Raw genomic sequence first — 21,310 nt, 5'->3', positions numbered from 1 at the left:
ATTTTGCATTGTATAATTCCTGAAAATTGTTAATTTACTTTATTAAACTACATCAAAATGATTTTTTTTAGAATATAAATCTGAAATAAGTGGTGGTTTTAGAGAGCGTTACAGAGGGACCTATCACAGGATTCTGCAAAAGATAGGGTATACCCTTGATCTCTATAAGGTCAGCCAATAGAGTAGCTTTCTAGTAATCCCCAAGCTTTCTGGCGTCGAGGTCGATTTGTCACATTTTCATCAAGCCTTAACTGAACTCATTGAACGCGTAAAGGATGCGAAAGACGGCCAGAACCGTCTCGTTCAAGTTTTGCAGGAGAAACCCAACTTCGCGTTTATTGACTGGCTTGACGCTCAGCCGATTTTTCCTAAATTTTTCTGGCAATCCCGAGATACCCGGGAAGAAGTGGTGGCGCTGGGGCAATTGCACACGTTTTCTGATCCGGCACCTGCTTATTCGATTTTGGGGCAAGATCAGCGTGTTTGGGGTGGACGTTCGTTTGACGGCCAGACCCCCAAAAACCGGCGTTGCATGTCATCGTTTTTCTTTCTGCCTCAGATAGAGTTGATTCGCTTTGATGAACAGTGGTCGTTGGCGGTCAATCTGTCTCATGAACCACACCGTACTTTGGCCAGCCTGCGTAAACTTCAGCTTGATGTCGCGCCTTTGCCACCTATTTCTACTCATATCGACTCGATCACGCACACGCCTGATCAATCCGGCTGGACCACACTGGTGGAGAAAGTGTTACAGGGGATTGAGGAAGACGCGTTCAAAAAAGTCGTGTTGGCACGCCAGACGTGCGTGGCTCTCGATACTCCGATACACGCAGCTCAACTGTTGAAAGCCAGCCAAGCCGAAAATCATCACAGTTTCCACTTCATGCTGGCACTGGATGCCCAGCACTGCTTTATCGGCTCGACGCCCGAGCGGCTTTACGCCCGTACGGGGCAGGAGTTACAGACCGAAGCATTAGCGGGCACGATTGGCCGGGGTATCAATGCGGCTCAGGATATGGAGCTGGCGAACTGGTTGACTCAAGACGCTAAAAACATCAACGAAAACCAGTACGTGGTGGATGACATCATTGAACGCCTGGCTCCTCACTCGCAAGACGTCCACGTTGAGCAGGAAGCGCGTCTGGTGCGTTTGCGTAAGGTGCAACATCTTAAGCGCAGCATCCACGCGCACCTGAATCCTGGGGTTAATGGCGTGCAATTGCTGGCGGCGCTGCAACCGACGGCCGCCGTCGCCGGGTTACCACGTAAGCAGGCTATGGATTTTATTCAGCAGCATGAGCCGTTTGCCCGTGGTTGGTATGCCGGATCTATGGGCTATATCAGTCATCAGCAAGCGGAATTTTGCGTGGCGATTCGCAGTGCGCTGGTGCTGAAAAATCACATTCAGCTGTTTGCTGGTGCGGGGATTGTCCCGGGTTCGGTGGCCGAGCATGAATGGCAGGAGCTGGATAAGAAAATGTCGACGTTGTTGTCTCTGCTATCGGACAACCCACCGCTGGGAGTCGCGTCATGAGTATCGATCAGGCGGTCATCAACCGCATTTGGTGTGAGACGCTATTAGAAGAGTTGGTGCGTTTTGGGGTACAGGACGTTTGTGTCGCGCCGGGTTCACGCTCAACCCCTCTCACTCTTGAAGCGCAAGCGCATCCACAGCTGCGCTTGCATACCCACTTTGACGAACGCGGGCTGGGTTTTCTTGCACTCGGGCTGGCGAAAGCCAGTGACCAGCCAGTGGCCGTGATCGTCACCTCAGGTACGGCGGTGGCAAACCTGCTGCCGGCGATCGCTGAGTCCGGACTGACCGGTGAGAAGCTGGTACTGCTGACGGCGGATCGCCCGCAGGAGCTGGTCGGTTGCGGGGCGAATCAGGCGATAGAGCAGCCGGGGATTTATTCTTCTCATGTCACGGCAGCCCTGAATTTACCCAGTCCAACTCTCAATACCTCGCTCAACTGGCTGCTGAGTTCCGTGGATCAGGTCATGCATCAGCAAGCTGGCAGTGAAGGGGCGGTTCACATTAACTGCCCGTTTCCTGAGCCGCTCTATTCGCAAGGGGATAAACGCGACTATCAGGCGTATTGCGCATCCGTCTCTAGTTGGCGCGTCAGTCAGCAAACCTATACGCAGCAACATCGATATTTACCAGAGTCGGTAGCGGTGTCTGATCTGCCACAGCGTAAAGGTGTGGTGGTGGTGGGCAAGCTGACGGCAGCGCAAGCAGAAAAAGCGGCACAGTTTGCCCATCAGTTGGGGTGGCCAATACTGTGTGACCCACAGTCGGGGATCAGCAGCGCTTGGGCGCATTATGACTTGTGGTTACAAAATGATAAGTTTGCAGCGAAAATCAGTGAATGTGACACTATTGTCCAGTTTGGGGCAAGAATTATATCAAAACGCCTGAATCACTGGATTCGCCATCAGGTGACGAACACTACGTGCTCTTATCTGTATGTTTCTCCCAGTGCGCAGCGCAATAATCAGGACCATTTGCCACAACAACAGTTTGTTTGCCAGATTGACGACTGGATCGACACCCAACTCGCGCAATGCCATCCGCTGAACGCGGCTCACGCGGGGTGGGCAGATGAGTTGCACAGCACTTCGGAGGCGTTGAGCTCGTTAGCTCAGTTACACCTCAGTGGTGAACACAGTTTGAGTGAGATCGCACTGGCACTGGATATCGCTGAACGCAGTTGTTTCCGACAGCTGTTTTTGGGTAACAGTTTATTCGTGCGTTTAGTGGATATGTTTGCCACGCTGGATGGTCGTCAGGTCTGGACCAATCGTGGCGCATCCGGTATCGATGGGCTGGTGGCCACGGCGGCCGGAGTGCAACGTGCGACCCGATCTCCACAGCTGATGTTTATTGGTGATACGTCACTGCTGTACGATCTGAATTCACTGGCATTACTGACCCATAACCCAACCCCGCAAGTGATGGTGGTGACCAACAATGACGGAGGGGCTATCTTTGACTTGTTGCCTGTCCCTGCGGCCCAAAAGCGTGAGCTGTATCAAATGCCACACGGGTATCAGTTTGAATTTGCCGCGAAGCAGTTTGGCCTGAACTATCACCGGGCGCAAACGCTGGCCGATTATCGTCAGGCGGTGGAACAACACTTCGCCAGCGGCGAAGGCACATTGCTTATTGAAGTTCAGACACCGCCTGATCAAGCATCGGCTCAACTAAAACAGTTTGTCCAGCAAGTCCATGCTCTATAGCCAGTTTCATCACCGCGTCGGCCAGCCCCAGGTTCCCGTTCTGGTGTTCCTGCACGGCTTGCTTGGCAGCGGTGAGGACTGGGCAGCCTGTTTGCCACATCTTCATTATTCTTGTTTAACGGTTGACTTACCGGGTCATGGTCAAAGCCGCACGCGTATCTGCGAGGGGTTTGATGACTGCTGCGCGCAGATCGTAGCGACACTCACCGCCACTTTACCGCTAGGTACCCCCATCGTGATGGTTGGGTATTCGCTTGGTGGCCGCGTCGCCATGTACGGCGTTGCAAGTGGTGCTTTTCACGCCCTTAATTTGAAAGGGCTGCTCATTGAAGGCGGAAATTTTGGTCTCCTTAATGACGATGAGCGGCGAGCGCGCTGGGACTGCGATCAACGCTGGGCACGACGATTTGAGCAAGAACCGATTGCGCAGGTATTGGCCGATTGGTACCAACAAGCCGTATTTAGTTCACTAAATTATGAGCAAAGACAAATTTTGATCACTCGACGTAGTGCTAATCTTGGTGGGGCGATAGCGGGAATGTTACGTGCTACTTCGCTGGCTAGGCAGCCATACCTGTTGGATGCATTACGACGATTGACACTCCCCATCCATTACATTTGTGGTGAGAAAGATGAGAAATTCAGCGCGTTAGCGCTCAACAGTCAGCTCTCTTTCTGCCAGATTGCCGGAGTCGGCCATAATGTGCATCAGGAAGCTCCGCACGCCTTTGCGCAGGCGATAAGTGCGCAACTGAATTCAATTGTGCTCACTTGATGTGAGCCATCACAGAACAATGGGAATCACCATGGCTAAAACAGTAGGCATCACCGAAGAAGAACTCTACGCACCGGTTAACTGGCATGATTGCAGCGGTCATTATGAAGACATTCATTATCACAAATCTGAGGATGGCATCGCTAAAATCACCATTGCCCGACCTCAGGTACGCAATGCTTTTCGCCCTCAGACAGTGCAGGAGATGATTCATGCTTTGGCGGACGCGCGCTATGATTCGGGCGTTGGGGTGATCATTCTGACTGGCCTTGGTGAAGACGCGTTTTGCTCGGGAGGCGATCAGAAGATCCGTGGTGACTACGGCGGCTACAAAGACGAGTCGGGCACTCATCACCTCAATGTACTCGATTTCCAGCGTCAGATCCGCACGTGTCCGAAACCTGTGATTGCCGCCGTTGCTGGCTGGGCTGTGGGCGGTGGTCATGTTCTGCATATGATGTGTGACCTGACGATTGCGGCCGACAACGCACAGTTTGGTCAGACCGGTCCGAAGGTCGGCTCGTTCGACGGCGGTTGGGGGGCCTCCTACATGGCGCGCATCGTGGGGCAGAAGAAAGCGCGTGAGATCTGGTTCCTGTGTCGTTTTTACGATGCTCAGGAAGCGCTGGATATGGGCTTGGTGAATACCGTGGTGCCACTAGCAGAACTGGAGCGGGAGACCGTACGCTGGTGCCGTGAAACACTGCAACACAGCCCGATGGCACTGCGCTGTCTGAAAGCAGCCCTGAATGCTGACTGTGATGGTCAGGCAGGTCTGCAGGAGCTGGCGGGCAATGCGACCATGATGTTTTACATGACGGATGAAGGTCAGGAAGGGCGCAATGCCTTCAACGAAAAACGCCGTCCGGATTTCAATAAGTACCCTCGCAATCCTTAATCGTGCTGCATACGTAGCAATAAATGGCTGGAACAAACGGTCATATAACGAAAATGCCCCTCCGGCTGTAGCCGGTGGGCCAACGTAAGGATTGGGAAGGGATATGAGATCAGCCAAACTGTATCGTTATCAACTGCCGATGGATAGCGGGGTTATTCTGCGGGATAACAAATTAACGCAACGCATCGGATACATTGTCGAGTTGACAGAAAATGGCGTCACCGGCCGAGGGGAGGTGGCACCACTGCCAGGCTTTAGCCATGAAACCCTTGAACAGGCGGGTTTAGACGTTCAGGCTATGGCCGAACTTTGGGTGCGCGGTGAATCGTTTGACTGCGATCAGCATTGCCCGTCAGCGGCACTGGGTTTTTCCATGGCAGAGCTCGAGTTAAACGGGGTGTTGCCTCGCGAGGGTAATTATCTGGCGGCACCGTTGTGTACCGGGGACCCGGATGAGCTACTGCCCGTTCTAGAGCGAATGCCGGGTAAGAAAGTCGCCAAAATTAAAGTAGGCCTTTACGAAGCCATTCGTGACGGCATGTTGGTGAATCTGTTTCTGGAATCCATTCCGGATCTCACCCTACGTTTGGATGCCAACCGGGCATGGACACCGGAAAAAGCACACCAGTTTGCCAGCTATATCGCTCCGTCGTTGCGTCAGCGGATTGCGTTTCTGGAAGAGCCTTGCCTGCAACCTGGTGACAGTCTCTCTTTCGCTATCGATACGGGGATTGCTATTGCCTGGGATGAAACACTCCAGCATGCGGTGCAACAAAGTGACTTCCGTTTGGAAGATCTCACCGGTGTGAAAGCGATGGTGATCAAGCCGACTTTGATTGGGTCGGTTCAGCGGTGTATCCGCTTGATTGAACGTGCGCGAGAATTGGGCATTCAGGCTGTTATCAGCTCGAGTATTGAGTCGAGCCTTGGTCTCACCCAACTTGCGCGTCTGGCGAAGTGGCAACTCCCGGATGAAGTACCAGGGCTTGATACTGTTCGTCTGTTTCAGACTCAGTTGGAACAAGGCTGGCCGGGGTGCGATTTGCCGGTGGTGTCATTACACGAACAAGCCTTGTTGTGGCAGTCATGACACTGTCCTCTCTGGTCTCTCAGTGGGCTCAAAAGAGCCCGCTTTCTATTGCATTGCAAACGCCCGAGCGCAATTACACCTGGCAGCAACTGAGTGACACCGTCCAGGGCTATGGCGCCGGTTTGGCGGCGCAGGGTGTGAAGAGCGGTGATGTGGTGACGCTGGTGGGCAAAAATAGTGCCGCCATGCTGCTGTTGTTTCTGGCTTGTCTTGAACGTGGCGCCGTGACAGCGTTTACCATGCCGCAGCCGGTGGACATGCTAAAGGCCAAGCTGGATGTGTTGTACCGCAATCAAGACACATCAGCGTTGTGGCTCAGTCCGGAAGTGGTGGCGGAGTACACCTCTTTTGAGCTCAACCAACTGGAACAGCGTACTCGAAGAGTGAGCCTACAACGTGGTGAGGCCAGTTCTGTGGTACTGGGCGCTGGGCGTGAGCGTCTGGCATCCATTGTGTTTACTTCCGGGTCAACCGGTATGCCGAAAGCGGTCGCGCATACCTCACAGCAGCATCTGGCTTCGGCAGCCGGGCTGCTGGAGGCATTTTCATTTCAGCGCGATGATTGCTGGCTATTGAGTTTACCCATGTACCACGTCTCCGGTCTGGCCATTGTTTATCGCTGGCTGTATCGCGGAGCGTGTCTGAAAATCGGGCAGGGTAACCTGAGCGAGGATATTCAGGGCGCGACGCATGCCTCTTTGGTCGCTACGCAACTGCGCGGTTTACTCGACAGCGAGCAGACACTGGCGCTGACCCATGTGTTACTGGGGGGGAGTCATGTACCGTTTAGCCTCAGCCAGTGCGCAGCGACGATCGGCATCGAAACCTGGCTTGGTTATGGTATGACGGAAGCCGCCTCGACTGTCACGGCCAAACGTATTGATAATATTGTGAGCGCAGGACGGGTGTTACAGCTCCGGCAAGTGATGCTAGATGGGCAGCGTATTTACATTGCCGGAGAGACGTTAGCTAGTGGTTACTATCATCAAGGCGCGCTGACTCCAATTCGACAGCAATCCGGATGGTTTGACAGCCGCGATCTTGGTGAGTGGGTGGGGGATGAATTGCGGATCATCGGCCGCGCCGATAATCTGTTTATCTCCGGCGGAGAAAACATCCATTGTGAGGAGATTGAGGCGGTTTTGGCCAGGCATCCACAGGTGAATCAGGTGATCGTCGTGCCAGTAGAGGATGAGAAGTTTGGTGCTCGCCCGGTGGCGATTGTGCAAAGTGACGCCAATGTGAATGAACTGGATCTCGCCAGTTGGATGTTGGGTAAGACTGAGAAATTCAAGATCCCCGATGCGTTCGTCGCGATGCCGCAGCTGTCGATGAGTGGCATCAAAATCTCGCGTCAAGCGATCAAAAGCTGGCTGTCTCGTCAACCGGGTGGCTATCTGGTTATTTGATAGTCCAAAACAGAATTTAAGCTCGATATAACCCTGATTCATAATAAGTGAAGTTTATTGACTTCAGGGGAATAAGACATGGTGCGTATTATTCTGGTTTTGGCGGTACTGATGCAGCTGTTTGTTGCGACCCAGACGCAAGGCTTGATCCGCTCGGTGGTCGAGCTGTCGGCGTTTTTACTGGTTGTGGTACTAATGCTCAATGCAAAGCGTCGGTCACCGCCAGTCGGACATTAAGCCCACATCAGCCAGCTCAGTGAACTGACTGAAATGGCGATCCACAAGCTCACCCCAAACAGCAGCGGTTTCGGTCCGGCTGATTTCAGGCGGTCGATGGAAATACCACACCCGATAAAAAACAGACACACCACCAACGCCTTTTTAGCCAGCGCGAAAATGCCGCTATACCACACATCAAATTGCGGCCACATATCGCTGACAAAAATAGCGACACAATAAAACACGATAAAGTATGGAATAGTGACTTTCTTCGAGTCGCTGCGAAACAGCCACGCACTGAGTAACGCAACCGGAATGATCCATAACGCACGCGCCAGCTTGAGAGTCGTAGCCGTGGTCAGCGCTTCCTCGCCATACGCGGACGCCGCCCCCACCACCGAAGACGTGTCATGAATGGCGATGGCCGCCCAGGTGCCGAAAGTATGTTGGTCGAGATGCAGCGCATGACCAATCAGTGGAAACAAAAACAGTGCTACTGAATTGAGGACAAACACGGTCGCCAGTGCCAGGCCAATTTGTTCATCATTGGCTTTGATGGCCGGTGCGACAGCCGCAATGGCACTGCCGCCACAAATCGCCGTTCCGGAGGCGATCAGATAACCGGTCTTGCGGTTGAGGCCGATGGCGCGCGCAGCGAACCAGCCGACCACCAGAGTACCGACAATGGTGGCGATGATCAGGCCAATGCCATCAGAAGTGACCGCCAGCGCTTGTTGAAACTGAATCCCGAAACCCAGCCCAACGATTGAGTAGGCGAGCAATTTCTTGGTCACTTTGGCCAGCGCAAATTCTTTCGGTACCAGACCGAGGCTGGAGAGCAGAAAACCGAGCACCAGAGCTGACGGTGACGATACATAAGGGGTCAGGCATACAAGAATAAGCAACCAGAAAGGTAACTGCTGAAGGGCTCGGTTCATGATCGGTAAAGTTAAGGAGTTGAACGTTCTAGTCTAGCGGAAGCGTCCAGATCAATCTGTCTTAATCAATTGAATGAGCGTTCAGAAAAACTGAACGCTCGTGGCCTATTGCTACTTCCAGTCGCCTCGCAGCGCGGCGACCTTGTCGAACATCAGCTGTGTCGTCGCGGCTTTGGGCTCAACCGGTGAGCCGGCTTCAATTTCAATCCTGGCCCGGAAACGACACGGTATTCCTTTGCAGGCTCGACCTTTGTAACGGCTAAAGTAGCTGCCCCACATTCCTTTGAGCGCCAAAGGGATCACGGGAACCGGACTGCGTTTGAGGATCAGATCCATGCCGCGCAGGAATTCATTCATTTCACCATCAGAGGTCAACCGACCTTCTGGGAAAATGCACACAATGTGCCCGTCACGCAGTGCTTGTTCCACGTCATTAAACGCCCGGCGGATGGAATTTCGCCGGCTGGCCGAAATTGGAATCACTCCCGCGCGTTTGAGAAACCGTCGGGCAGGGCGGAAGTTGGCGTAGTCTTCTTCCATGACAAAACGAATCAGTCGCGGACATACGGCACTTAGCAGCAGCGCATCCATATAGCTGACGTGATTGCATACCAGTAGGGCTCCGCCTTCCTCTGGAAGATGATGAAGATTCTTATGTCGAACCCGGTACATGGTGTGGGTCAGCATCCACACTACAAAGCGCACCACGAAAATGGGGACCTGTAAAAACAGATACGCAGTAACGAGGAAGTTGAGCACCGCCAACAGGATAAACAGTTGCAGAATGGACATGCCCAGCACGGTCAGACAAACGATGCCAAGTACTGCGCTGCCCACCATAAGTAATGAGTTGTAGATGTTGAGCGCCGCGATGACCTGAGCACGCTGCTCGGGTTTGGCGCGCTGCTGCATCAGAGCATACAAAGGCACAATGAATATCCCGCCAGAGACGCCAATCAGCAACAAATAAACAAACACCGGCCACAAACTTCGTTCACTGACAAATTCTGAAAAAGAGGTAAATTGCGGTAGGTATTCAGGGACCGCACTGGCCATCAGGTACCCGAAGATGGTGATACCAAGGCTACCAATCGGTACGATGCCGACATCAATGCGGTGATTAGACAGTTTGTCGCAGGCCATTGAACCGGCTGCGATGCCGATGGAAAACAGCGCCAGCAGGAAAGAGACCGCGCTTTCGTTGCCGTTAAGGTGAATTTTGGTGAAGTTGGGAAACTGAGTCAGATAAGCTGCGCCGAGAAACCAGAACCAGCTGATTGCCATCAGTGAAAGAAAAATCACCCGATCTGACCTGGCAATGGCGATGGTCTGGCGGGTTTGTTTGATGGGTTGCCAGCGAAACTTGAGATTTGGATCCGCGGCGGGGGCGTCAGGAATGTAGCAACTGGCCAGATAGCCGAGCACGGCAAACAATACCACGGCGCCTGCAGCGACGTATTTGGCATTATCAGCCGAGGCAATTACGCCAGCTCCGAGTGTGCCAAGCAGTATCGCCAGAAATGTCCCTGTCTCCACCAGGGCATTACCCGGTACCAGCTCCTGCTGTTTTAGCTGCTGTGGCAGCAGCGCATATTTCACAGGGCCGAAAAATGCCGATTGAGTGCCCATTAGGAACAATAGCAGAAGTAAAATACCGTAACTTTCGGTGATAAAACCGATGGCACCGAGACACATGATCAGAATTTCCGCGAGTTTGACTTTGCGGATAAATGCGGACTTCTCGTATTTATCGGCCAGCACCCCGGCGCTGGCGGAGAAGAGAAAGAATGGCAGGATAAACAGGCCCGCCGCCAGGTTGATAAACAGGTTACTGGATACGGGCAGCACGTTAGCACCGGCGAACGCAACGAAGAGTAGCAGAACGTTTTTAAAAATGTTGTCGTTAAACGCGCCGAAAAACTGAGTGACGAAGTAGGGCAGAAAGCGTCGCTGCCCGAGTAGAGACGTCTGATGATATTGTGGCATTGCCTTTCCCTGAGCTTACCAGTTGGCCAGATAATTGGAGAGTAGATTCTCGATTAACTCTTTTCCATCAATGGGTTCTGCGGCAAAAAATTTATCGTCGACACTAAGCAGAGTAATTCCATGTACTCCGGCCCATAAAACCCGGCTGGCCTGCAATACTTCTGAGTCAGTGCGATGTGGTGCCAGCACTTTCAGTAAATCTTCCAGCATTCCAGTCATGTTATCGATGCGTTCCGCCTGCCACTGTGGCAGATCGTCGCCATTCATATTATGTTCGAAAATAAGCTGCCAGCGATGTGGGTAGCGCTGGGCAAAATCGTGATAACAGTAGGCCAGATCGTACAGAGCCGCTTGAGGATCCCGGCTGGCTGACATCACGGTACGGGCTTCGCCCGCCAGCTCATCCAGTGTTTGTGCCACCGCGTGTAACAACAGCAGGTTGTAGTTACCGAAAACGTTAACCAGAGTGCTTGGCACATAACCGATCATATTGGCGATTTTGCGCAGGCTGAGTTCATGATGTGAATGATCATTGAGGAACACCTTAACGGTGTTAAGTGTCAGAGCAACAAGCTCTTCTCTGGTGTGGTCGTTTCGTCGTGCCATTTCAGTTAGTCTTTAAAGAACATTGTTCAATAATTCTATGTTAGCAACAAACCGATCTGCAACTCATACCGTCGTATTTTGCAATATTCTGATACATGTATTCTGTCTGGCATGGTTTCTTCGCATAGTTTCTGCGGCTATTATTAACTTGCCTCTATAAACTTCAAAGGAAGAGCATGAAACGTCTTTTTACCCTGGTCGCATTCTTGATGGTATCGGTAGCGATAACACCAATTGCGGAAGCGAAAAAATTCGGTGGCGGTAAGTCTTTTGGCAAAAGCTACAAGACGGCGCCAGCGCCAAAACAACAACAGCAAAACACCAACACCCTGAGCAAAGATCAGAGCGCAACCAAAAGCGCGAGTAAAAAAGGTCTGATGGGTGGTCTTCTGGGTGGCCTGTTAGCGGGTGGCCTTCTGGCCGCGATGTTTGGTGGCGCATTTGAAGGTATCCAGTTCATGGATATTCTGATTATTGGTCTGGTGGCTTTCCTGTTATTCAAACTGATGCGCGGTATGTTGGGCGCGAAACAGGGTAGCATGAACCAGCATCGTCAACAGCCGGCGTTTGGTGGCAACACCAGTCAGTTCGAGCAACCAAATGTGCACAATTTTGAGCAACAGCCAAACACCAACGCAGGTGGCTTTGGTTTTGGCGGCCAAACGGACATTCCGCACAATTACCCTCCAGGTTTTGATCAGGCAGCCTTCCTGAACGGTTCGCGCGAGCACTATCGAATTTTGCAAGGTGCATGGAACCATAATGAACTGGACAAGATTGAAGAATACGTCTCACCGAGCCTGTTTGAGGATCTCAAAGAAGAGCGTGCCAAACTTTCAGGTGAACAACATACTGATGTGATGTACGTAGACGCAGAAATCGTCCGCGCTGACTACGACGCGAACAAAGCACAATTGAGCTTGCAGTTCAGCGGTCGTTACCGTGACGCAGTGGAAGGTATCGAAGAAGAGATCGAAGATATCTGGCATTTAGAGCGTGATTTGACCGCCCCTAATGCGCCATGGTTGATTGTGGGTATTCAGGGGTAATTTTCTCTTTATCCTGCAGTAAAACGCCCAGCTTCGTACTGGGCGTTTTTGTATCGAAATTCTGCTCTGCTTGACGCATACTAAAGGCATGCACTAATCAAAGAAAGGAAAGTAAAGTGGCTGAATTCAAATATAAAAACTTGTCACAGCAAGAACAGGACAAACTGGACGCGGCGGTATTTCGTCGTTTGTTGTCTCATCTGGATGACAACAAAGATGTCCAGAATATCGATCTGATGATTCTGGCTGGATTCTGTCGCAACTGCTTTAGCAAGTGGTATAAAGCTGAAGCCGATAACCAAGGTATGGATTTGGATATCGATGACGCGCGTGAACGCGTGTATGGCATGACATACGACGAGTGGAAAAAGAACCACCAACCTCCTGCGACACCAGAACAGTTGGCAGCCTTTGACGCGCGCCAGAACAAAAAATAATCTTCGCCCCGGCATCCGTCCGGGGCGTATCGTTTTCAGCTTACAACGAAATCAACGGTGGCAACGGCGTCAGATCTATTAAAGGCCGGGTTGTGTTTGGTTGTTGGCCGCCAAACAGAAACAGTGGGCTGAATGTCTCGCGGCGCAGCTGATTGATGTCAATCAGGTGGCTCAATGCGTAAAAGCGACTGACATAAGTTTGTGTTTCCTGAGGCAAGGTAAGCTCTGGAAAGCTGCGGCTCCCGGCGGCTTTGATGGCTCTGGCTACCCGTCCTTCTCCTGCGTTGTACGCCGCTAAGGTGAGTGCCATATCACCGTCGAATTTCCGGTAAAGAAAGGCCAGGTAGCGAATGGCTGCGCGGGTACTGGCGTCGGTATCAAAGCGCTGATCCTGCTGAGCGGTGACCGTCAGACCAAAACGTTGTGCCGTTGCTGGCATGAGCTGCCACAATCCGGCTGCCTTGGCGTGAGACACGGCTTTCGGATCGTAGGAAGATTCCAGCATTGGCACCAGTGCCAGTGACACAGGTAAGGTTTGTTCTTCCAGTTGATGGAAAATCTGCTGAATCAGCGGACTGAACTGCTCCAGTCGCTGTTGGATATGGCTCTGATAGGGCGTCAGGATGCGCAGTTGCTGTTCAATCGACTGACTGGAGGGCGATGCAAGGCTGGCGACAGGCGCCGCCAGCATAAGGAAGAAAAGTGGATGCAGCCACCTGACTTTGAATGGCCAAAGCAAGAGGAACAACGGCTGCAACCTGAAACGGGTCATGCGGAGGGAAATGTCTGCTCTTGGTATGTGTGTTGTCCCGGAGACACCAGTTGTGACAACATCTCATGAAATGCTGCCGAGCTTTTGCCATTGTTCTGGTTGCACTGCTGACATTCATCCACCAACTGATGCAAACTCTGCCACTGACGAGTTGCCTGGTTACGCAAGGTTGTCGGCAACACTTTGAGCAGAGATTGAACCCCTTGTTCACTGGCTGGCAGGCCAAGGCTTTCCATGCATTGCGCGCGTTGCTGCGCCGATTGGCTCAATTGATTGAGAATCGGCACCTGTTGGCGAATGTTTTCACTCAGCTCCGGGCCATTAAATGCCAGGTATAGGGTCTGTTGTTTTTTCAGCAGGGGTAACAACTGATGATACAGTTTGATGTCATCCCCGACTGAACGGAAAAAGGTCTGAATGCGTTGCGACTTGGTCTGCGCCATTTCTCGCTCCTGACGAAAAGGTGAGGGTTAGTCTGTTATTCGTGGCCTGTATGGAAACGCATGACGGCCTGTGACAGAGCATGCGTATCCAGGCTCAGTTCACCGCGCACTAAGGCGTTTCGAACCTGTTCAACTTTGGCCATGTCAACGTCTGGCAGAGCAGCCAGTTCACTCTGAGCTTTATCCAGCGCGGCGGTATTGGCGTTAAACTGCGCGGCTTCGGGTGAACGTGGCGCAGGCGCTTCCAGTGGTTTTTTACTCGCCTGACTGAAGTCGGTCTGTGGGACGTGACCGCCCGCGACTTTGTCGATTTTCATGCTGGTTATCCTCAATCATCACTAGTTACACATTAGTGGCGACCATGTGTAGGCTGGCATTAAGTGTTTTGCACGTTTTTTTGAAAAAAAAACGCGCGACGCGAAGATATGTACCTGATTTTTGGCGCTACTGACGAGCGCCAAAGCTCAAAAGTGATAACCTGAGTCCAAATTCAGAATTGGGTATGGACCTGATTCAAACCGCTGACCACCGCCCGTACGACCTTACCTGAGCGGCTGTTTTCCACGTCGATTTGCTCACCTTTTCCTCCGTCTTCCAGTGCCACGCCCCGAGTGCTGGCGGTAAATCCGTCTTTGGTGGCGATGATCACCACCTGATTCCCTTTTTCAACCAGTGGGGGCGCATTCAGCAGGCGCGGATTGAGCATCTGTCCAGAGCGTATCCGGCGTTGGGTCTGCAAGCCTGTTGCGTCGGCGATGGCAGTGAAGAAGCGATCATCGCGGCTTAAGGTACGTTGTTCCAGTTTGAGGCTCTGGGCCGTGACGGTTTGGTCGCGGCCGATGGCGGTTTCCGTGACCACTACATCCAGCGTTAAGCTGGCTTTGATGGTGACATTGAGGCGCCAGTTGTTGTCCGTGTCTTCACAACTGACAGAGCGTTTGAGATTGCCGACGGGCACAGATTGATGATCCCGGCCGCTGATCACCAGCTCACTGGCGCACTGCGGTAGGTGGTTGGCTGATCCGGGAACCCAGATTTTGTAGTCACTTTGATAAGGTCCCCAGTCATTGATACTGGCGTACTGTGCCAGTTCTTGTTCATAGGTATGGGCTACCTCCTCACGCAGACTTTGCTCACTCATAGTCTTGCCATGGGCCGGGGCCAACCAGAGTCCGCCTGTGAGAGTCAGCAGCAGCGCTATGGAGGAAGTTTGAGGCTTCCTCCCTGCGAAAGTTGTTTCCGTGAAGCGGAAGTTGCACTTCCTTACTTTTTTGTAAGTCATTGATATTGCTTGTTTTATTTTATGGCACGCATCTTGTTTCAGTGTATGGGTATTCGAGCCGACTGTAAGGAAAGATGCATGGCGATAAGTTTTGAAAATGCGTTAGGTGTACACCCGGAAGCACTGAACTTTCGCGTTCAGCGTACCAAAGTCCTGGCCAGTAACCTAGCAAATGTTGATACCCCGGGGTATCAGGCCAGAGACCTCAGTTTCAATACTGTGATGAGCAGTATGTCACCCGGAAACGTGAATAAACCGGTGCCGAAACTGCAGGTGTCGGCTCAGTATTCGATTCCATATCAGAACAGCAAAGACGGCAACACTGTTGAGCTGGGTGTGGAGCAAGCCAAGTTCACTCAAAACAACATGGACTTTCAGACCAGCCTGACGTTTCTCAACATGAAGTTTAATGGCCTGGCGAAAGCGATCGAGGGACGATAATCATGTCATTCACTGATATCTACTCCATCGCCGGATCGGCGATGACAGCGCAAACCGTGCGTCTGAACACCGTGGCCAGTAACCTGGCTAACGCAGACGCCGTGTCTGCAAATCCGGATGATGCGTATAAAGCACTCAAGCCGGTTTTTGCAACCGTTTACGGCAAAACTCAACTCACGGCTAACGAGAGCGTATATCCCAACGCGGAAGTACGCATCGTCGATGTGGTGAAAAGTTCGGCTGAGGCGGAGAAACGTTTCGAACCGAATAATCCGTTGGCCAACAGCGAAGGTTACGTTTACTACCCGGACATTGATGTGGTGTCGGAAATGGCCGACATGATGTCGGCGACCCGCAGCTTTGAAACTAACGTGGAAGTGTTGTCCAACGTCAGAAGCATGCAGCAGGGTCTGCTCAAGTTAGGGCAGGGCAGCTAATGAGCATCGCACAATACACCGCGCTCAGCGCGGACTCACCAACGAAGAATAATGCGGCGGACACGGCAATTGCCTCGAACCCGCAGGACATGAACAGCGCGGCATCACTGGAAAACGAGTTCATTTCTTTGATGGTGGCGCAGATTCAAAACCAGGATCCGCTTAACCCGTTAGACGGTACCGAGTACGTCAGCCAGTTGGCGCAATTCTCTCAGGTACAGAGCATGGAGAACATGTCTGGTTTGATGCAAAACAGCATGGTGTTGCTCGACAACATGCAAGTGCTGTCGACTGCGGGTCTGGTCGGCCAGACTGTGTACGTCTCATCCAATGAGTTTGACCTCACTGACGGTGTTCAGAGTGGCAAAGTTCAACTGGAGCATGCGTCCAACCAGGTCACGCTGGTACTCAAAGATGAGTACGGGCAAGCCACTAAGGTGCCGCTTGGCGCGCACACTGCCGGTGAAGTGGATTTCTCGGTTAACCCGCAAGAGCTGGGCCTGAAACCGGGCAAATACACGGTCTCGGTTGATGTCCAGGACGGTCAGAGTCGTCCGAATGTGTTGCTGGCCGGCCAGGTCGAGCAAGTTCGTATTCCTAATACAGGCGGTGCAGCGATGGTCAATGTGGCCGGCGTGGGCAGCGTACCTTTCTATCAAATTACACAGTTTGGCGCATAACCAAATAAAGGAAACAAGAGGTTAGTCATGAGTTTCAATATCGCACTAAGTGGCCTGGATGCTACCAATAAAGAATTAAATACCATCAGCCACAACATTGCCAACGCATCAACGTACGGCTTCAAAGGCGCGCGTACAGAGTTTGCTGCGGTTTACAACGGCATGCAGCCAGGCGGGGTAGAAGTTGCTGCCATCTCACAGAACTTCGACAAGAACGGTTCTGTGTCTGGCACGGGTCGTTCTATGGACCTGGCGATCAACGGCAGCGGCTTTTTTGTCACCAAAGACACCATGGGTCAGACACTGTATACCCGTGCTGGCGTCTTCGGTACGGACAAAGACAACTACGTTGTTGGTAACACTGGTGCAAAACTGCAAGGTTACAGCGTGGATGGCAACAACAACCTGCTGACCGGTTCAACCGGTGACATCAAAATTTCTACTTCGTCACTGAACGCCAAAGCGACGGACAAACTCGAGTTTGTGGCCAACTTTGATGCCAGCGCGGATGTTGTCGATCAAACCGCCAACCCGTTCAGCCCGAATGATCCTAGCTCATTCAACTCGTCTTACACCTCAAAAGTGTACGACTCTCTGGGTAACTCGCACACGGTGACACAGTACTTCACCAAGACCGCAGACAACACCTGGGAAGTGAATGTACAGGTGGATGGCAGCGCGACGCCAGTGACCACTCAGGCGATGACCTTTGATGCAGACGGCACTCTGTCTTCACCAACGGGTACCTTTAACGTCAGCTTCCCGGCAGCGGGTGCCAATCCGGTCAGCGTTGATCTCAGCCTAGCGGGCAGCACTCAGTTTGGCGCGGCATTTGGCGTCAGCACCAATAACCCGAACGGGTACACCTCAGGAGAACTGGCGGGCGTGCGTGTTGAAGGCAACGGTATGGTGTATGCGACGTACACCAATGGTCAGTCACAACTGCAAGGCCAGGTGATTCTGGCGAACTTTGCCAACCCTCAGGGCTTGTCGAAGGTCAGCGGCACTGCATGGACACAGAGCTACAGCTCAGGTGCGCCAGTGATGGGCGTTCCGGGCAGCGGTACGTTAGGCGATTTGACGCCGGGAGCGCTGGAAGGTTCTAACGTTGATCTCACCAGTGAGCTGGTCAGTCTGATGACCGCGCAACGCAACTACCAGGCGAATGCGAAAACCATCTCCACCAACGACAAACTGACCCAGGCGTTATTTAACGCAGTTTAACGAGGCTTCACATGGATAGTTTGTTATTTACCGCCACCTCGGGCGCCAGCCGGGTTCTCAAAGCCCAGCATGTTCGCTCCAACAACTTGTCCAATGCGGACACGGCCGGTTTCCGTGCCGATATGGAGCGAGTTCGCAGCGTACCACTGCACGGTTCTGGTTTTGATGGCCGCACTATGGTGGCGACCAATTCGGCCATGACCCGATTTGATGCTGGCGACATCGTGAAAACAGGTCGCCCGCTGGACGTCGCCATCATGGGTGACGGTTACCTCACCGTACAGACACCGGAAGGGCAGGAAGCGTATACCCGTGCCGGTAACATCGAAGTGGATACGTTCGGTGCCTTGTATGTCAATGGATTCCCGCTGATGGGCGACAACGGCCCGCTGATATTGCCGGATTACCAGAAAGTGGAAATCAGCGAGCGCGGCCAGGTATCGGTGATTCCACCGGGCGGTGGTGCGGAATTGGAAGTGGGCCGGTTGAAATTGGTCAAGCCGCCGATGGAAGAGCTGCAAAAAGAGAGTGACAGCTTACTGCACAACGTAGCGGGCGTGCCGTTTGAAGCCGATGAGACGGTGCAACTGGCGCCGGAGCACATTGAAGGCAGTAACGTGTCTGCCATTGATGAGCTGCTCACCGTGATGTCACTGACACGGAACTTCGAAATGCAAATTCGCATGATGAAGACCGCAGAAACACTGGCTCAGGCCGGAAACAAATTGATGAGCGCGCGTTAATTCGCGCGTCCGTAAGGAGAACAAACGATGCATTCAGCATTATGGGTAAGCAAAACCGGGATGGCGGCTCAGGACACGAAGATGACCGCTATTTCCAACAACCTGGCGAACGTAAACACGGTTGGTTTCAAACGTGACCGCGTGGTGTTTGAAGATCTGTTTTACAGCATTCAGCGTCAGCCTGGTGCACAGGTCGATGAAATCAACCAACTGCCAACAGGGGTACAACTGGGTAGTGGTGTACGTGTGGTCGGCACGCAGAAAGTGTTCACGCAGGGCAATACCCAAAACACCAGCCAAGAGCTGGATCTGGCCGTCATGGGCCAGGGCTTTTTCCAGATCGAAAACTCAGACGGTCAGATCATGTACACCCGTAACGGCCAGTTCCACGTGAACTCGGAAGGTCTGATGGTGAACAGTCAGGGCCTGCCGCTGGAACCGCAAATTCAGATCCCGGACAACGCGATTTCAGTGTCGGTTGGGGTAGATGGCACGGTCACAGCGACCACTGCTGACGACCCGGCGCCACAGGAACTGGGTCAGATCACGCTGGCAAAATTCATTAACCCGGCCGGTTTGGAAGCACTTGGTGGCAACCTGTTCCGTGAAACAGAAGCCAGTGGTCAGGCGGATGAGCTGATCGCCGGTGAAGATGGCGTCGGTGCCATTAAACAGGGAGCTCTGGAAGGTTCGAACGTACAGGTCGTAGAAGAAATGGTGGACATGATCACCACTCAGCGTGCCTACGAAATGAACGCCAAAGTAGTATCAGCAGCGGACGACATGCTTAAGTTCGTCGCTCAGTCAGTGTAAGTAAAGTGGTGATGATGAAGGATAATGCAATGAAATGGCTTTCTAAAAGTTGGACAGTCGCGGTCATACTGCTGGCCGGCTGTGCCGGACGTCAGGAATTTTTACCGCCGGAGCCGGATACGCAAGAGTACGCGCCACCCACGCTGGATTACTCTTTGCCCGAAGCCCAACATGGCAGCCTTTATCGTCATCAGTACACCATGACTCTGTTTCAGGATCGTCGTGCCTACCGGGTCGGCGATATCCTGACGGTGGTGTTATCAGAAGAGACGCAATCGAGCAAAAAAGCCGGCACCAAATACGGCAAATCGTCCAACGTGAATTTTACCGCGCCGGTATTTGGTGCCAAAACCATTGATGATCTGGGTGTGAGTGTTGATGCTGATCGTGGTTTCGATGGCAGTGCCTCGAGCTCGCAAGGCAATAAGCTCAAAGGTGCCATCACGGTGACCGTGCACGAAGTGCTGCCTAACGGTGTATTGCGGATTCGTGGCGAAAAATGGATTCGCCTCAACCAAGGGGATGAATTTATTCGCCTCAACGGGATTGTGCGAGTGGATGACATCAGCCGTAATAACCAAGTCTCTTCACAGCGTATCGGTGATGCGCGCATTACGTATTCCGGCCGTGGCGCACTTGCAGACAGCAATGCCTCCGGTTGGCTGACTCAATTCTTTAACAGTCCATGGGTGCCATTCTAATGCAACGAATTCACGTATTTTTCGCCACTTTTCTCATGGTGTTGAGTCTGGGAACACCGGCGACGGCTCAGGCTGAGGTCGAAATTCCAATCATGGATTTGGTGGATGTTCAGGGCATCCGCGAAAACCAACTGGTGGGTTATGGTCTGGTGGTTGGCCTGGACGGTCAGGGTGACCGCAACCAGGTTAAATTTACCGCTCAGTCGGTCACCAATATGTTGCGCCAGTTCGGCGTGCAGATTGATGACAGTATGAACCCGAAACTGCGCAATGTGGCGTCGGTCAGTGTGACGGCAACGGTGGATCCGATGGCCGGCCCCGGTCAGACACTCAATGTGGTGGTGTCATCGATTGGTGATGCCAAAAGCCTGCGTGGCGGTACGCTGCTGTTGACGCCTCTGCGGGGTATTGACGGCGAAGTTTATGCTGTGGCGCAAGGTAACGTCGTGGTGGGTGGATTGTCCGCTGAAGGCCGTAGTGGCTCTAAAGTGGCCGTGAACACGCCGACGTCTGGCCGTATTCCTAATGGCGCGACACTGGAGCGTGAGATCTCCAGTGATTTCAACCAGCGAGAGCAGATCACACTGAACCTGCGCAAATCCAGCTTTACCACGGCCAAGAACATCGCGCGCAAAATTAACCAGACGTTCGGTCCTAATGTGGCGGTCGCGGTGAATAACGCTCGGATTGACATGCGTGCCCCGCAAGACTCACAACAGCGCGTCACCATGATGTCGATGCTCGAAGAGATGAGCGTCACAGAAGGGCGGAAACCAGCGCGTATCGTGTTCAACTCTCGTACCGGCACAGTCGTGATCGGTAAGAGCGTCAAAGTCAGCGAAGCGGCGGTCAGTCACGGGAATCTGACTGTGAGCATTTCCGAGTCGCAGCAGGTCAGCCAGCCGAATGCGTTTGCTGGTGGTGACACGACCGTGGTTGATCAGTCCAAAATCGACATCAGTGAAGATCAGGCGCAAATGGTGGTGTGGCCACCGGGCACGGAACTGAACACGATCGTCAGCGCGGTGAACAGCCTGGGTGCGACGCCGACCGACTTGATGTCGATCTTACAAGCGTTGCATGAGGCCGGAGCGCTGAATGCCGAGCTGGTTGTGATTTAAGGA

General features: G+C 52.8%; 24 protein-coding genes. 17 read left to right on the top strand and 7 right to left on the bottom strand.

The window, feature by feature from the left end:
• The first annotated feature begins 226 nt into the window (after positions 1–226).
• The 7 genes from CAG65_RS13565 to CAG65_RS22090 all read left to right on the top strand — a co-directional run bounded on the left by CAG65_RS13565 (position 227) and on the right by CAG65_RS22090 (position 7,652).
• Positions 227–1,534, top strand: a complete 1,308-nt coding sequence (locus CAG65_RS13565; protein WP_161453983.1) for an isochorismate synthase — start codon at positions 227–229, stop codon at positions 1,532–1,534.
• Positions 1,531–3,243: a 2-succinyl-5-enolpyruvyl-6-hydroxy-3-cyclohexene-1-carboxylic-acid synthase gene (gene menD / locus CAG65_RS13560; RefSeq protein ID WP_161453982.1), complete on the top strand. Its 1,713-nt coding sequence runs from the start codon at positions 1,531–1,533 to the stop codon at positions 3,241–3,243. Before CAG65_RS13565 ends, menD begins: the two co-directional genes overlap by 4 nt.
• Positions 3,233–4,018, top strand: coding sequence for a 2-succinyl-6-hydroxy-2,4-cyclohexadiene-1-carboxylate synthase (menH, locus tag CAG65_RS13555; RefSeq protein ID WP_161453981.1), 786 nt, complete (start codon positions 3,233–3,235; stop codon positions 4,016–4,018). The genes menD and menH overlap by 11 nt, the downstream gene beginning before the upstream one ends.
• Positions 4,019–4,049: 31 nt before the next feature.
• Positions 4,050–4,916 (top strand): 1,4-dihydroxy-2-naphthoyl-CoA synthase, encoded by an 867-nt coding sequence (gene menB, locus CAG65_RS13550; RefSeq protein WP_021704256.1) that lies wholly within the window; start codon positions 4,050–4,052, stop codon positions 4,914–4,916.
• A 103-nt stretch (positions 4,917–5,019) separates the two neighbouring features.
• The gene (menC, locus tag CAG65_RS13545; protein WP_161453980.1) at positions 5,020–6,006 is read left to right on the top strand and encodes an o-succinylbenzoate synthase; all 987 of its coding nucleotides are present in this window, start codon (positions 5,020–5,022) and stop codon (positions 6,004–6,006) included.
• On the top strand, positions 6,003–7,415 hold the full coding sequence (menE, locus tag CAG65_RS13540) for an o-succinylbenzoate--CoA ligase (protein WP_161453979.1): 1,413 nt from the start codon (positions 6,003–6,005) through the stop codon (positions 7,413–7,415). Before menC ends, menE begins: the two co-directional genes overlap by 4 nt.
• A 78-nt stretch (positions 7,416–7,493) precedes the next feature.
• Entirely contained in the window at positions 7,494–7,652 is a 159-nt protein-coding gene (locus CAG65_RS22090; protein WP_202599388.1) for a hypothetical protein, read from the top strand.
• On the opposite strand, the gene CAG65_RS13535 is transcribed toward CAG65_RS22090, so the two are convergent.
• The 3 genes from CAG65_RS13535 to CAG65_RS13525 form a co-directional block, all read right to left on the bottom strand.
• The gene (locus tag CAG65_RS13535) at positions 7,649–8,572 is read right to left on the bottom strand and encodes a YeiH family protein (protein WP_161453978.1); all 924 of its coding nucleotides are present in this window, start codon (positions 8,570–8,572) and stop codon (positions 7,649–7,651) included. The genes CAG65_RS22090 and CAG65_RS13535 overlap by 4 nt on opposite strands.
• 111 nt (positions 8,573–8,683) lie before the next feature.
• Positions 8,684–10,558 carry an MFS transporter gene (locus CAG65_RS13530; RefSeq protein WP_021704251.1) on the bottom strand — a complete coding sequence of 625 codons (1,875 nt, stop codon included), beginning with the start codon at positions 10,556–10,558 and terminating at the stop codon, positions 8,684–8,686.
• Between the two features lie 15 nt (positions 10,559–10,573).
• Positions 10,574–11,164: a TetR/AcrR family transcriptional regulator gene (locus CAG65_RS13525; protein WP_021704250.1), complete on the bottom strand. Its 591-nt coding sequence runs from the start codon at positions 11,162–11,164 to the stop codon at positions 10,574–10,576.
• Positions 11,165–11,340: 176 nt separating this feature from the next.
• On the opposite strand from CAG65_RS13525, the gene CAG65_RS13520 reads away from it, so the two are divergent.
• Positions 11,341–12,213 carry a Tim44 domain-containing protein gene (locus CAG65_RS13520; RefSeq protein ID WP_161453977.1) on the top strand — a complete coding sequence of 291 codons (873 nt, stop codon included), beginning with the start codon at positions 11,341–11,343 and terminating at the stop codon, positions 12,211–12,213.
• A gap of 116 nt (positions 12,214–12,329) precedes the next feature.
• Positions 12,330–12,650, top strand: a complete 321-nt coding sequence (locus CAG65_RS13515) for a DUF1244 domain-containing protein (RefSeq protein WP_021704248.1) — start codon at positions 12,330–12,332, stop codon at positions 12,648–12,650.
• Positions 12,651–12,690: 40 nt separating this feature from the next.
• On the opposite strand, the gene CAG65_RS13510 is transcribed toward CAG65_RS13515, so the two are convergent.
• From CAG65_RS13510 to flgA, 4 genes are all read right to left on the bottom strand, one after another.
• Positions 12,691–13,341, bottom strand: coding sequence for a lytic transglycosylase domain-containing protein (locus CAG65_RS13510; protein ID WP_161453984.1), 651 nt, complete (start codon positions 13,339–13,341; stop codon positions 12,691–12,693).
• Positions 13,342–13,418: 77 nt separating this feature from the next.
• Entirely contained in the window at positions 13,419–13,865 is a 447-nt protein-coding gene (flgN, locus tag CAG65_RS13505) for a flagellar protein FlgN (RefSeq protein WP_021704246.1), read from the bottom strand.
• Between the two features lie 35 nt (positions 13,866–13,900).
• Complete coding sequence (gene flgM, locus CAG65_RS13500) at positions 13,901–14,182, bottom strand: flagellar biosynthesis anti-sigma factor FlgM (protein ID WP_021704245.1); 282 nt, start codon at positions 14,180–14,182, stop codon at positions 13,901–13,903.
• A gap of 173 nt (positions 14,183–14,355) precedes the next feature.
• Positions 14,356–15,147 carry a flagellar basal body P-ring formation chaperone FlgA gene (gene flgA / locus CAG65_RS13495; RefSeq protein ID WP_161453976.1) on the bottom strand — a complete coding sequence of 264 codons (792 nt, stop codon included), beginning with the start codon at positions 15,145–15,147 and terminating at the stop codon, positions 14,356–14,358.
• Positions 15,148–15,225: 78 nt separating this feature from the next.
• Here flgA and flgB point away from each other — a divergent pair, with 78 nt between their 5' ends.
• From flgB to CAG65_RS13455, 8 genes are read left to right on the top strand one after another with little or no spacing between them, the layout of a single operon-like run.
• The gene (gene flgB / locus CAG65_RS13490) at positions 15,226–15,588 is read left to right on the top strand and encodes a flagellar basal body rod protein FlgB (RefSeq protein WP_021704243.1); all 363 of its coding nucleotides are present in this window, start codon (positions 15,226–15,228) and stop codon (positions 15,586–15,588) included.
• Between the two features lie 2 nt (positions 15,589–15,590).
• Positions 15,591–16,025, top strand: a complete 435-nt coding sequence (gene flgC / locus CAG65_RS13485) for a flagellar basal body rod protein FlgC (RefSeq protein WP_021704242.1) — start codon at positions 15,591–15,593, stop codon at positions 16,023–16,025.
• On the top strand, positions 16,025–16,705 hold the full coding sequence (gene flgD, locus CAG65_RS13480; RefSeq protein ID WP_021704241.1) for a flagellar hook assembly protein FlgD: 681 nt from the start codon (positions 16,025–16,027) through the stop codon (positions 16,703–16,705). The genes flgC and flgD overlap by 1 nt, the downstream gene beginning before the upstream one ends.
• Before the next feature lie 27 nt (positions 16,706–16,732).
• Entirely contained in the window at positions 16,733–17,929 is a 1,197-nt protein-coding gene (flgE, locus tag CAG65_RS13475; protein ID WP_161453975.1) for a flagellar hook protein FlgE, read from the top strand.
• An 11-nt stretch (positions 17,930–17,940) separates the two neighbouring features.
• Positions 17,941–18,672 (top strand): flagellar basal body rod protein FlgF, encoded by a 732-nt coding sequence (locus tag CAG65_RS13470; protein WP_021704239.1) that lies wholly within the window; start codon positions 17,941–17,943, stop codon positions 18,670–18,672.
• Positions 18,673–18,699: 27 nt separating this feature from the next.
• Positions 18,700–19,485: a flagellar basal-body rod protein FlgG gene (gene flgG / locus CAG65_RS13465; RefSeq protein ID WP_021704238.1), complete on the top strand. Its 786-nt coding sequence runs from the start codon at positions 18,700–18,702 to the stop codon at positions 19,483–19,485.
• Between the two features lie 29 nt (positions 19,486–19,514).
• The gene (gene flgH, locus CAG65_RS13460) at positions 19,515–20,186 is read left to right on the top strand and encodes a flagellar basal body L-ring protein FlgH (protein ID WP_021704237.1); all 672 of its coding nucleotides are present in this window, start codon (positions 19,515–19,517) and stop codon (positions 20,184–20,186) included.
• A complete protein-coding gene (locus tag CAG65_RS13455; RefSeq protein WP_021704236.1) occupies positions 20,186–21,307 on the top strand; it encodes a flagellar basal body P-ring protein FlgI in 1,122 nt (373 codons plus the stop codon). Before flgH ends, CAG65_RS13455 begins: the two co-directional genes overlap by 1 nt.
• Positions 21,308–21,310 lie beyond the last annotated feature (3 nt).

It is taken from the genome of Vibrio sp. V39_P1S14PM300 (assembly GCF_009904765.1).
Taxonomy (GTDB): domain Bacteria; phylum Pseudomonadota; class Gammaproteobacteria; order Enterobacterales; family Vibrionaceae; genus Vibrio; species Vibrio proteolyticus.
The sequence above is the reverse complement of the archived record's forward strand: the minus strand, read 5'-3'. Positions and strand labels throughout refer to the sequence as shown.

Coding starts and splice junctions, on each gene's coding strand:
- menD (WP_161453982.1), top strand. CDS start 1,531: ATGAGTATCGATCAGGCGGTCATCAACCGCATTTGGTGTGAGACGCTA.
- flgA (WP_161453976.1), bottom strand. CDS start 15,147: ATGACTTACAAAAAAGTAAGGAAGTGCAACTTCCGCTTCACGGAAACA.
- flgM (WP_021704245.1), bottom strand. CDS start 14,182: ATGAAAATCGACAAAGTCGCGGGCGGTCACGTCCCACAGACCGACTTC.
- CAG65_RS13525 (WP_021704250.1), bottom strand. CDS start 11,164: ATGGCACGACGAAACGACCACACCAGAGAAGAGCTTGTTGCTCTGACA.
- flgD (WP_021704241.1), top strand. CDS start 16,025: ATGAGCATCGCACAATACACCGCGCTCAGCGCGGACTCACCAACGAAG.
- CAG65_RS13520 (WP_161453977.1), top strand. CDS start 11,341: ATGAAACGTCTTTTTACCCTGGTCGCATTCTTGATGGTATCGGTAGCG.
- CAG65_RS13530 (WP_021704251.1), bottom strand. CDS start 10,558: ATGCCACAATATCATCAGACGTCTCTACTCGGGCAGCGACGCTTTCTG.
- flgN (WP_021704246.1), bottom strand. CDS start 13,865: ATGGCGCAGACCAAGTCGCAACGCATTCAGACCTTTTTCCGTTCAGTC.
- CAG65_RS13470 (WP_021704239.1), top strand. CDS start 17,941: ATGGATAGTTTGTTATTTACCGCCACCTCGGGCGCCAGCCGGGTTCTC.
- CAG65_RS22090 (WP_202599388.1), top strand. CDS start 7,494: ATGGTGCGTATTATTCTGGTTTTGGCGGTACTGATGCAGCTGTTTGTT.
- CAG65_RS13510 (WP_161453984.1), bottom strand. CDS start 13,341: ATGCTGGCGGCGCCTGTCGCCAGCCTTGCATCGCCCTCCAGTCAGTCG.
- flgH (WP_021704237.1), top strand. CDS start 19,515: ATGAAATGGCTTTCTAAAAGTTGGACAGTCGCGGTCATACTGCTGGCC.
- flgC (WP_021704242.1), top strand. CDS start 15,591: ATGTCATTCACTGATATCTACTCCATCGCCGGATCGGCGATGACAGCG.
- CAG65_RS13455 (WP_021704236.1), top strand. CDS start 20,186: ATGCAACGAATTCACGTATTTTTCGCCACTTTTCTCATGGTGTTGAGT.
- menB (WP_021704256.1), top strand. CDS start 4,050: ATGGCTAAAACAGTAGGCATCACCGAAGAAGAACTCTACGCACCGGTT.
- flgE (WP_161453975.1), top strand. CDS start 16,733: ATGAGTTTCAATATCGCACTAAGTGGCCTGGATGCTACCAATAAAGAA.
- flgB (WP_021704243.1), top strand. CDS start 15,226: ATGGCGATAAGTTTTGAAAATGCGTTAGGTGTACACCCGGAAGCACTG.
- menE (WP_161453979.1), top strand. CDS start 6,003: ATGACACTGTCCTCTCTGGTCTCTCAGTGGGCTCAAAAGAGCCCGCTT.
- flgG (WP_021704238.1), top strand. CDS start 18,700: ATGCATTCAGCATTATGGGTAAGCAAAACCGGGATGGCGGCTCAGGAC.
- CAG65_RS13535 (WP_161453978.1), bottom strand. CDS start 8,572: ATGAACCGAGCCCTTCAGCAGTTACCTTTCTGGTTGCTTATTCTTGTA.
- menH (WP_161453981.1), top strand. CDS start 3,233: ATGCTCTATAGCCAGTTTCATCACCGCGTCGGCCAGCCCCAGGTTCCC.
- menC (WP_161453980.1), top strand. CDS start 5,020: ATGAGATCAGCCAAACTGTATCGTTATCAACTGCCGATGGATAGCGGG.